Origin of the sequence: Micromonospora sp. NPDC047812 (assembly GCF_040704175.1) — a bacterium.
GTDB lineage: Bacteria > Actinomycetota > Actinomycetes > Mycobacteriales > Micromonosporaceae > Micromonospora.
The window spans coordinates 1-9,991 of the sequence record NZ_JBEYRY010000025.1 but is presented as its reverse complement, the minus strand read 5'-3'; the positions used below and the strand labels follow the sequence as shown (position 1 = coordinate 9,991).

The following is a 9,991-nucleotide window of genomic DNA, read 5'->3' as shown; positions in this document are numbered from 1 at the left end:
GTGTGGCCCGCCGTGCCCGGCGCAGGGATCAAGCCTGACCGCCCGGAGCCGGGCACGGCCGGCCACACCCCCACCCACTCCGCGACAACCATCACGACGACCACGTCGAACCCGGCCACGGCGACCCGCATGAACCGACGCCGAAGGAACGCGAAAACCGTCCCGACCGCGCCCGCCACGCCGCGACACCGGCGAAACCGCGATCCCCGGCGGCCCGACCTGGGGTTACCCTGACAGCATGCAGGCCCTCTCCCCCGCTCCGACCCGCGCGGCCCACCTGGCCCGTCCGGGCCGGCCCGCCGTGGTGGCCCGCACCCTGACCGAGCTGACCGGCCCCACCCGTGGCGTGGTGGAGCTGCCGGTGCGGCTGATGTGGAACGCCGACCGCACGTTCGACCTGGGCGACCCGGACGAGCTGCTCTGGATGTACGAGAACGTGCTGCGGGAGACCACCCGCGCGGAGGATCTCCGGCTGCTCATCAACGGGCGCACACTGCGCCGGGTGTGGCGGCTGCTCAACCTGCCCCGGGGCGTACGCCAGGCGTGGGAGAGCCGCCACCGGGGGCTACGCACGGCGTGAGCACCGCGCACCCGCACGAGTTCTATCGCGAGGTGGCCCGGGTGGCCCTGTCGGCTGCCGGGCCGTACCGGTTCGTGCTCGGCGGCGGGGTGGCCTGGGCCGCGCACGGGCTGGTGACCCGCCCGACGGAGGACGTGGACCTGTTCGCGGACGTGGAGGGGGCTGCCGCCGCGGCGGCGGACGGGGTGCGTGCGGCGCTGGAGCGGGCCGGGTTCGAGGTGACCGACGCCGATCCCGACAGCGAACTGGCCGAGCTGTTCGACGGCTTCGACCGGGACCTGAGGGACTTCGTGGTGAGCCGGGACGGGCGGCTCATCCGGCTCAGCCTGGCCCGCCTCGACCGGCACCGTAGCCCCGTGGTGATGGACCTCGGCCCGGTGATGGACGTGCGGGACCTGATGGCGAACAAGACCGCCGCCCTGGTCAACCGGCGGGAGGTCCGGGACTACATCGACGTCGCGGCGGCCCTGGAGCACCACGACGTGGCGGAGCTGCTGGAACTGGCCCGCCAGCTCGACCCGGCCCTGGACGAGGACGACGTCCGCGCCGCCGGCCGCTACCTGGACCGGCTGCCCGACCGCCGGTTCGCCCGCTACGGCCTGGACCCCGCCGCCATCGCCCAGGTCCGCACCCGCCTGACCTCCTGGCCCCGCTGACCCCCACCCTCCCACCCCACCCCCATCTCCCGCGTCGATCATGCACTTCCGGTGGGCGGAAAGTGGCGATCCTTGCCTTTCGCGGGGCACCACAAGTGCATGATCGACGCGGGCCAGGGCGCGGGCCAGGGCACGGGGCCAGGGGCGCGGCGGTGGGGCCAGGGGCGGGGGCGGGGCGGGTTACTTCGTGGGGCGGCCGCCCGTGACGCCGAGGATCTCGCCGGTGACGTAGCTGGACTCCTGGGAGGCGAAGAAGACGTACGCCGGGGCCAGCTCGGCCGGCTGACCGGGGCGTCCCTCCGGGGTGTCCTGGCCGAACTTCTCGACCTTCTCGTTCGGCATCGTCGCCGGGATCAGCGGCGTCCAGATCGGGCCCGGCGCCACCGCGTTCACCCGGATCCCCCGCTCGGCCAGGTCGGCGGCGAGCGCCTTGGTGAAGTTCGCGATCCCGGCCTTGGTGGTGGCGTAGTCCAGCAGCTGCGGCGAGGGGTCGAACGCCTGGATCGACGAGGTGTTGATGATCGCCGAACCCTCGGCCATGTGCGGCACGGCCGCCCGGCAGAGCCAGAACATCGCGTAGAGGTTGGTCTTCAGCACCCGGTCGAACTGTTCGTCGCTGATGCCGAGGATGCCCTTGTCCTGTGCCATCTGGTAGGCCGCGTTGTTGACCAGGACGTCGATCCCGCCGAGGTCGCGCACGGCCCGATCGACCAGCTCCTGGCAGTGCCCCTTGTCGGTGATGTCGCCGCGTACCGCGATGCCCTTGCGGCCGGCCTCCTCGACCAGCCGGACGGTCTCCCGGGCGTCGGCGTCCTCCTCCTCGCTGAGGTAGGAGATGAGCACGTCGGCGCCCTCCCGGGCGTACGCGATGGCGATCGCGCGGCCGATGCCGGAGTCGCCACCGGTGATCACCGCCCGCCGGCCGTCGAGCTTGCCGCTGCCGCGGTACGACTCCTCGCCGTGGTCCGGCTTCGGGGTCATCTCCTGAGTCGAGCCGGGCGGCGTCTGCTGCTGCTTCGGTTGTCCCTCCTGCTGGCCGTACTGGCTGGTGGGGTCCTGCTGGGTGTGCTGGTCCTCGCTCACCGACGTCTCCTCGCGCACCGGTCGGGTCTGGGTCTCCCACGCCGTACCCTGCGGCGGCAAGCGGAAACGACCGGCACGGTGTTACACGGACAGGTCCGGGTGGGCCGGTGTGATGAAACACCCCGGGCTGCTGTGGCAGGAGTGACCGCCGCTCGTTTATGGTGCGCTCGGCGCTCATCGGGCGCCCAGAACCCCCATGGAAGGGCACCTCATGACCTCTCCCTCCGGCCCGTCGCGTCGGACGGTGCTCGCCGCCGCGGCCGCGGCGGCGAGCGTCCCGCTGATCGCCGCCACCCCCGCCCAGGCGGCCGGCGCGGCCCGGTCGCGGACCTGGGACCTCACGATCCTCGGCACCTCGGACACCCACGGCAACGTCTACAACTGGGACTACTACTCCGACGCCGAGTACGACGACAGCAAGCACAACGACGTGGGCGTCGCCAAGCTGGCCGCGCTGGTCACGCAGATCCGCGCCGAGCGGCGGGGCCGGGCGACGCTGGTGCTGGACGCCGGCGACACGATCCAGGGCACGCCGCTGGCCACCTTCTACGCCAAGCAGGAGCCGATCACCACCACCGGTGCGACGCACCCGATGGCCAACGCGATGAACGTGCTCGGCTACGACGCCGTGACGCTGGGCAACCACGAGTTCAACTACGGCCTGCCGCTGCTGGCGAAGTGGATCTCGCAGCTGGGCTTCCCGGCGCTGGCCGCGAACGCCGTCAACGTCGCCACCGGCAAGCCGGCCTTCCTGCCGTACGTCATCAAGAAGGTCTCCGTCGGCTTCGCCGCACCGCCGCTGCGGGTCGGCATCCTCGGCCTGACCAATCCGGGCAGCGCGATCTGGGACAGGGCCAACGTCGAGGGCAAGCTGCGGTTCGACGACATGATCGCCACCGCCGCGAAGTACGTGCCGATCATGCGGGCGCGCGGCGCCGACATCGTGCTGATCTCCGCCCACGGCGGCGACAGCGGCACCTCCAGCTACGGCCCGGAGCTGCCGATCGAGAACCCGACGGCGCTGATCGCCCAGCAGGTCCCCGGCATCGACGCGATCCTGTTCGGTCACGCCCACGCCGAGGTCGCGGAGAAGTTCGTGACCAACGAGCGGACCGGCGAGCAGGTGCTGCTCACCGAGCCGTCGAAGTGGGGCCAGCGGCTGAGCCGGATGGACTTCACCCTCGCCCGCGAGCGCGGCCGCTGGAAGATCACCAAGAAGACCGCCGCCCTGTTGAACACCAACACCGTGGCCGAGGACCCGAAGGTCCTCGCCGCCGTGCGGGCGCAGCACCAGAAGACCGTGGCGTACGTCAACCAGGTCGTGGCCCGCTCCACCGTCCAGCTGTCGGCGGCGGAGAGCCGCTACCGGGACACCCCGATCCTGGACTTCATCAACCACGTGCAGACCGAGGTCGTCGGCCAGGCGCTGGCCGGCACCTCGTACGCGGACCTGCCGGTGCTGTCGATCGCGGCGCCGTTCAGCCGGACCGCGGTCTTCCCCGCCGGCGACGTGAAGATCCGCGACGTGGCCGGGCTGTACGTCTTCGACAACACCCTCGAGGCGGTCGTGCTCAGCGGCGCGGAGGTACGCACCTACCTGGAGTACTCGGCGAAGTACTTCCGGACCCTCGCCCCCGGCGCCCCGGTCGACCCGGCCGCGATCAGCGACCCGGCCGTGCCGGACTACAACTACGACGTCTTCTCCGGCCTGGAGTACGACATCGACATCTCCAGGCCGGTGGGTCAGCGCGTCACCCGCCTGGTGCTGCCCGGCACCGACACGCCGGTGGCGGACAACGCGCAGTTCGTGGTGGCGGTGAACAACTACCGGCGCAGCGGCGGCGGCAACTTCCCCGGCATCGTGAAGACCCAGGTCTACAACGAGCAGCAGGAGATCCGTCAGCTGCTGATCGACTGGGCGCAGGCCAAGGGCACCATCGACCCGGCGGACTTCTACCAGCCGAACTGGCGGCTCGTACGCGAGGGCGTGCCGGTCTTCTGATCCCGATCACCGGGACGGGCCGTGGGCGATCCCGCCCACGGCCCGTCCCGGTGCCCGCCGCGGCCGCGCCGGCCCGTACGCGACGTGGCGGTGGGCCGGGCCGGCGCGGCGGGGCCGGGTTCACCGTCGTTCGTGGGCGGCGGCCCGACCCCCGATCTCCAGGCGCGGCCAGTCGGCGAGGTCCCGCAGCAGCTGCCGGTCGTGCGTGGCGACCACGACGGCGGCACTCGTGGCGCGGATCGCGGCGGTCAGCTCGTCGACCAGCGCCGACGACAGATGGTTGGTCGGCTCGTCGAGCAGGATCAGCCCGGGCCGCCCGGCCAGCGCCAACGCCAGGTCGAGGCGCCGCTGCTGCCCCTGCGACATCCGCCCGACCGGCGTGCGCATCGCGTCGGAGTCCAGCAGCCCGAGGGCCCCGAGCGGGACGGCGTCGGCGTCGCGGAGCGCCCCGCCGGCCACCAGCCGCCCGACGTGACGGGCGTGGACCTCCCGGGCGGTGAGGCCGGGGTCGTGCCCGGCGGTCTCCTGGTCGATCAGGGCGATCCGGGCCTCCTTCGCCGTCCAGACGCGTCCCCGCGTGGGCCGGAGCGCGCCGGCCAGCACCGCGAGCAGCGTGGACTTTCCGGCACCGTTCGCCCCGGTGACCAGCAGCCGGTCGCCGCCGTCGAGGGAGAGGTCGACCGGTCCGGCCAGGCGCCCGTCGACGGCGACGCCGTACGCCCGCAACTGTGGCGCGCCTGGCCGGACGCCCAGGTCGGGCCACCGCAGGGCCGGCGGCGGCTCCGGCACGTCGATCCGGTGCGCCCGCAGGGCGTCCTGCTGCCGGCGCAGAGCCTGCACGACGCCCGGCGCGCGGGACTGGCGCTGGTGCTTACCGGTCCCCTTGTCCGGCCGCCAACCGGTGGAGAGCCGGTTGCGCGCCTTGGACACCGCGTCTTGCAGCCGCTGGTGCTCGGCCTGCTGCTCCTCGTAGTCCTGCTCCCAGGACTCGCGTTCGCGGTGCCGGGCGTCCTGCCAGGCGTCATAGCCGCCGGCGTACAGGCGCGGCGTCCCGTCGCGGGTCGGGTCGAGGTCGAGGAACCGGTCCGCGACGTCGCGCAGTAGCGCCCGGTCGTGGCTGACGACGGCGAGGCCGCCCTCGTGCTCGCGCAGCCGGCGGGTCAGGAAGTCGAGCCCGTCGGCGTCGAGGTGGTTGGTCGGCTCGTCGAGCAGCAGCACGTCGTGCCGCGCGCCGAGCAGGCAGGCCAGCCGCACCCGGTAGCGCTGCCCGACCGAGAGCTGCGACAACGCCCGGTCGCGGTCCGTGCACGCGCCGAGTGCCTCGAGGGCGACATCGATGCGGCGCTCGGCGTCCCACGCGTCGAGCCCGGTGGCGGCCTCGAGTGCGGCGGCATAGCGGTCGTCGGCGCCGGGATCGCCCGCGACCACGGCGAGCGACGCCTCGTCCAGCGCGGCGAGGGCCGCGAGCGACGCGGCCAGCGCCGCGGACGTCAGGGTGCCGACGGTCTCGCCGTCGCGCGCGGACAACTCCTGACGGGCCAGGCCGATCGTGCCGGCCCGGTGCACGGTGCCCTCGTCGGGCGAGATCAGGCCGGCGAGAACGTGCAGCAGCGTCGTCTTGCCACGGCCGTTCTCGCCGACGACGGCGACCCGGGACCGGGCGGAGACGGTCACCGACACGTCGTTCAGGACGCGCCGGGAGCCGCGGACGACGGTGACGCCGTGGGCGCGGACGTGCGCGGCACCGCCCGCCATGGCGGGCAGGGACATGGTTTCGGAGGTCGGGGTGAGGTTCATGGGTGCTCCGCAGCTCGTGGTGGAGCCGGGCAGCAGCGAGCGACCGCCCGGCGGGAACCGGGACGGCGAGCGCGGATTCAGCAGAGAGCAGCGCCGCCGTCAGCGGACGGAGCGGACCTTCTGCGACCAGATACCTCGTGCCATGACGGCAAGGTTAACAGCGCCGGTGCTCCCGCTCCTCCGGGTTTCGCCCCGTCGGGAAGCGCCGCACGAAGAACCGGCGGGAACCGTCGGGGAGCTGCGGCGCAGCTCCCCGAGCACGGCGTCAGGCCCCGTGCCGCAGGTCCCACCGGTCCCGCTCGTCGCCCGGATCCGGCTGGTCCCGCCGCGGATCGGTCTCGGTCAGCGCGGTCCGCTCCTCCGGGCTGACGGCGGGCGGCAGCTCGCCGAAGCGCACGTGCCGCAGGAAGCGGTAGTCGTCGTCGGTGAACGACGGTCCGGAGCGGTCCTCGGCCATCACTTCTCTCCCTCGACGCCCCTCATTGTCCGTGGTCGTGACGGCGGACACCACCGCCAAGGCATCCTAGGATCCTGGGCGAAAGGCGGAGCACGCCCGTGGGTCGCGGGAGACCTGCCACCCTCCTCGGCGCACCGGCCGGGGTTCAGCCGCCCGTCGGCCGGTCCAGCAGCGCCAGCGCCGCCCGCACGGGAGCGCGGCGCAACGTCTCGTCGAAGCTCGCCCGGCCCTGGCAGAACCGCACGAACATCCGCCAGCCCGGCGGCGTGGCCAGCAACGCGTGGAAGACTCCGGGCCGCCGGGCGAACACGTCGAGCAGCCGGTGCCCCGCGCGCATCGACGGCACCAGGTCCCGGGCGACCGCGCCCTCGTAGCCCGCCAGGTCACCCGCGGCGACCGCCGCGCCCGCCAGCTCGCCGGACCGCAGCGCGTAGCTGATCCCCTCCCGGCTCCACGGCTCCAGCAGTCCCGCCGCGTCGCCCGCGACCAGCACCCGGCCCCGACGCAGCGGCGAATCCTCCGTCCGGCAGCGGGTCAGGTGGCCGGAGTCGTGCGCCGGCTCCACCCCGGACAGGCCCAGCCGGTCGACGAACCCGCGCAGGTAGGCCCTGGTCCGCTCTCCCTCGCCCCGGGCGGCGATCACCCCGACCGTCAGCCGGTCGCCCTTCGGGAAGACCCAGGCGTACGAGCCGGGCAGCGGACCCCAGTCCAGCAGGAGGCGGCCCCGCCAGCGGGCCTGCTCCTCCGGCGGCACGGGCAGCTCCAGCTCCAGCCCCAGGTCCACCTGCCGGTGGCGCACCCCCACGTGCCGGGCGGTCACTCCCGAGGAGCCGTCCGCCCCGACCACCGCCCGCGCGTGGACGGTGTCCCCGTCGGCGAGTCTGAGGCGTACGACGTCGGGGTCCTGCTCGACCGCGCGGACCGCGACGCGCTCGCGCACCTCGGCACCGGCGGCGACCGCGGCGGCACGCAGCCGGTCGTCGAACTCCTCCCGGCGCACCATGCTCACCAGCGGACCGCCGGGATGGCGACGGGTGAACCCGCGTCTCCCGTCCCGGGTGAACGTCACCCGGTCGACCCGGTCGTGCGCGGGCACCTCGATCCGACCGGCCACCGCCGCGAGCGAGGTGCCGATCAGACCGCCCCCGCAGGTCTTGTAACGCGGATGCGCGGCGCGTTCCACGACCAGCGTGCGCACGCCCGCGCGGGCGGCGGCGTGGGCGGCGGAGAGCCCGGCGGGGCCGGCGCCGACGACGGCGAGATCCCAGACGATCACTGGTGCAGCCTAGGGCAAGCCGCGGCGTCCGGCGCCGACGGCGCGGCCACGCGGCACCGCCCGATCGGGTGGGCATCTTCGCCCGTCCACCGGGTAACCGCGCGGCGTGACCGCCCGCGCAGGGGCGGGACAGGCGAAGGAGGAAAGGCCATGCGGCAGGTGCAACTGTCGGATGTCGAGGAGAAGGTGTACGACGCGGTCGCGACGCTGGAGGCCCGGGGACAGGTGCCGTACCCGGACCTGATCGCCGAGGAGGCCGGGCTCACCGAGGAGCAGTTGCGGGCGCCGCTGCACCAGCTCACCGAGAAGAACCTGTTGCACCGCGAGGACTCGCCGATGGCCGGGCTGGACTTCGGGCCCCGGTTCTGCGCCCGCCAGATGGCGTGAGCCGCCGGGCGCCTCGCGATGGTTCGCCTCCCGGGGACCGGGGTAGCGCTCGACGATGCCCGATCACCGGTCCACGGGAGCCACGATGAGCCCGGCGGGTACACCGCCACCGGTCGACGCCACCGCGCCGCCGGACGACCGTCGCCGCTGGCAGGCCCTCGCGGTCGGGCTGGTCGCCGCCTTCATGACGCTGCTCGACGTGAGCATCGTCAACGTCGCCGTCCCGTCGATCGACCGCGCCCTCGGGGCCTCCCCCAGCGACCTGCAGTGGGTGCTCTCCGGGTACGCCCTGACGTTCGGGCTGGTGCTGGTCTCCGCCGGCCGCTTCGGCGACGCGCGCGGCCGACGAAGCGCGTTCGTCTTCGGGATCGCCCTGTTCACGCTGGCCAGCGCCCTGGCCGGGCTGGCCGCCTCGCCCGGGTGGCTGATCGCGGCCCGGCTGCTCCAGGGTGCCGCCGCCGGGGTGGTCAACCCACAGGTCACCGGGCTGATCCAGGAACTCTTCCAGGGGCCGGAGCGGGGTCGCCCGTTCGGGCTGCTCGGCGCCACCATCGGCATCTCCACGGCCGTCGGCCCGCTGCTCGGCGGCCTGCTGATCGCCATCGGCGGCGAGGCGCACGGCTGGCGGTGGGTGTTCTTCGTCAACGTGCCGGTCGGCGTTCTCGCGGTGGTCCTCGGCTGGCGGCTGCTCCCCGGCCGACCGGCCGGCCCACGGGACCACCGGCGGCTGGACCCCGTCGGGGTGCTGCTGCTCGGCGTCGGAGTGCTGCTCGTGCTGTTGCCGCTGGTGCAGCAGGATTGGCGGGGCCCGGCGAAGTGGCTGCTCGTTCCGGCGGGGCTGCTCGCCCTGGCCGGCTTCGGGGCGTGGGAGCGGTGGTACGGCCGGCGCCAGGAACCGCTGTTCGACCTGCGGCTGTTCGGCTTCCGGTCGTACACCCTCGGGTCGCTGATCGCGCTCGTCTACTTCGGCGGGTTCACCGCGATCTTCTTCATCTTCACGCTCTACCTGCAGAACGGCCTCGGCTACAGCGCGCTTGTCGCCGGCCTGGCCATCACCCCGTTCGCGCTGGGCTCGGCCGCGGCGTCCGCGCTCGGTGGCCGGATCGTCAACCGCTTCGGGCGCCCCCTGGTCGCGGTCGGACTGCTCACCGTGGTGGTCGGGCTCGTAGCGGTGGTCGTCGTGCTCGACCTGGCCCCGAAAGGCGCCGCCGTGCCGTGGCTGACCGCGGCCCCCCTGCTGGCGGCCGGGCTGGGCAGCGGCCTGGTGATCGCGCCGAACCAGACGCTGACCCTGTCCCAGGTGCCGGTGCGGCAGGCGGGCAGCGGGGCGGGCATGCTCCAGACCGGCCAGCGGATCGGTTCCGCCGCCGGGATCGCCGCCGTCGGCTCGGTCTTCTTCTCCTCGTTGGCCGCCAGCGGTGGCGACTTCTCGCTCGCCTTCCGGCACTCGCTGCTGCTGGCCGCCGGCGTGATCGCCCTCGCGCTGGTCGCGGCCCTGGTCGACGTCGCCCTCGGCCACCGCCGGTGAAGGTTAGCGGCTCGCCGTACTGGTCGAGGCGCGACGGCCGCGCCGTCCCCGGTCCGCCCGGCTCCGCCACCCGGAATGCGGCTGGCCGGCACCCCGGGTGGGGTGCCGGCCAGGCGGCGTTCATTCAGTGTTGTCAGCTGTTCCAGTGCTCGGCGACGAGGTCGGCGGCCTGCTGCTCCCACTGGGCGTAGTGGTCCGGGTACGCCGACACCTGCACCGTCTGCG

9 protein-coding genes are annotated in these 9,991 nt (G+C 73.8%); 5 read left to right on the top strand and 4 right to left on the bottom strand.

What is annotated here, in order from left to right:
• Positions 1–238: 238 nt before the first annotated feature.
• Positions 239–580, top strand: a complete 342-nt coding sequence (locus tag AB0883_RS30640) for a hypothetical protein (protein WP_121398382.1) — start codon at positions 239–241, stop codon at positions 578–580.
• The gene (locus AB0883_RS30635; RefSeq protein ID WP_366644751.1) at positions 577–1,236 is read left to right on the top strand and encodes a nucleotidyl transferase AbiEii/AbiGii toxin family protein; all 660 of its coding nucleotides are present in this window, start codon (positions 577–579) and stop codon (positions 1,234–1,236) included. The genes AB0883_RS30640 and AB0883_RS30635 overlap by 4 nt, the downstream gene beginning before the upstream one ends.
• 180 nt (positions 1,237–1,416) lie before the next feature.
• Here AB0883_RS30635 and AB0883_RS30630 read toward each other — a convergent pair whose 3' ends face one another.
• A complete protein-coding gene (locus tag AB0883_RS30630) occupies positions 1,417–2,319 on the bottom strand; it encodes an SDR family oxidoreductase (protein WP_366644750.1) in 903 nt (300 codons plus the stop codon).
• Positions 2,320–2,530: 211 nt separating this feature from the next.
• On the opposite strand from AB0883_RS30630, the gene AB0883_RS30625 reads away from it, so the two are divergent.
• Positions 2,531–4,321 carry a 5'-nucleotidase C-terminal domain-containing protein gene (locus AB0883_RS30625; RefSeq protein ID WP_366644749.1) on the top strand — a complete coding sequence of 597 codons (1,791 nt, stop codon included), beginning with the start codon at positions 2,531–2,533 and terminating at the stop codon, positions 4,319–4,321.
• A gap of 120 nt (positions 4,322–4,441) precedes the next feature.
• Here the strand turns inward: AB0883_RS30625 and AB0883_RS30620 are convergent, their stop codons facing one another.
• The 3 genes from AB0883_RS30620 to AB0883_RS30610 all read right to left on the bottom strand — a co-directional run bounded on the left by AB0883_RS30620 (position 4,442) and on the right by AB0883_RS30610 (position 7,851).
• Complete coding sequence (locus AB0883_RS30620; protein WP_366644748.1) at positions 4,442–6,118, bottom strand: ABC-F family ATP-binding cassette domain-containing protein; 1,677 nt, start codon at positions 6,116–6,118, stop codon at positions 4,442–4,444.
• Between the two features lie 265 nt (positions 6,119–6,383).
• A complete protein-coding gene (locus AB0883_RS30615) occupies positions 6,384–6,575 on the bottom strand; it encodes a hypothetical protein (protein ID WP_366644747.1) in 192 nt (63 codons plus the stop codon).
• A gap of 145 nt (positions 6,576–6,720) precedes the next feature.
• Positions 6,721–7,851, bottom strand: a complete 1,131-nt coding sequence (locus AB0883_RS30610) for a geranylgeranyl reductase family protein (RefSeq protein ID WP_366644746.1) — start codon at positions 7,849–7,851, stop codon at positions 6,721–6,723.
• Positions 7,852–8,001: 150 nt separating this feature from the next.
• Between AB0883_RS30610 and AB0883_RS30605 the strand changes: the two genes are divergently transcribed.
• Complete coding sequence (locus AB0883_RS30605; RefSeq protein ID WP_366644745.1) at positions 8,002–8,238, top strand: hypothetical protein; 237 nt, start codon at positions 8,002–8,004, stop codon at positions 8,236–8,238.
• Positions 8,239–8,323: 85 nt separating this feature from the next.
• Positions 8,324–9,766: an MFS transporter gene (locus tag AB0883_RS30600; RefSeq protein ID WP_366644744.1), complete on the top strand. Its 1,443-nt coding sequence runs from the start codon at positions 8,324–8,326 to the stop codon at positions 9,764–9,766.
• Positions 9,767–9,991: the final 225 nt, after the last annotated feature.

What these genes read in the sequence shown, in the direction of transcription:
- AB0883_RS30640 (WP_121398382.1), top strand. Translation starts at nt 239, where the DNA reads ATGCAGGCCCTCTCCCCCGCTCCGACCCGCGCGGCCCACCTGGCCCGT.
- AB0883_RS30625 (WP_366644749.1), top strand. Translation starts at nt 2,531, where the DNA reads ATGACCTCTCCCTCCGGCCCGTCGCGTCGGACGGTGCTCGCCGCCGCG.
- AB0883_RS30620 (WP_366644748.1), bottom strand. Translation starts at nt 6,118, where the DNA reads ATGAACCTCACCCCGACCTCCGAAACCATGTCCCTGCCCGCCATGGCG.
- AB0883_RS30615 (WP_366644747.1), bottom strand. Translation starts at nt 6,575, where the DNA reads ATGGCCGAGGACCGCTCCGGACCGTCGTTCACCGACGACGACTACCGC.
- AB0883_RS30605 (WP_366644745.1), top strand. Translation starts at nt 8,002, where the DNA reads ATGCGGCAGGTGCAACTGTCGGATGTCGAGGAGAAGGTGTACGACGCG.
- AB0883_RS30600 (WP_366644744.1), top strand. Translation starts at nt 8,324, where the DNA reads ATGAGCCCGGCGGGTACACCGCCACCGGTCGACGCCACCGCGCCGCCG.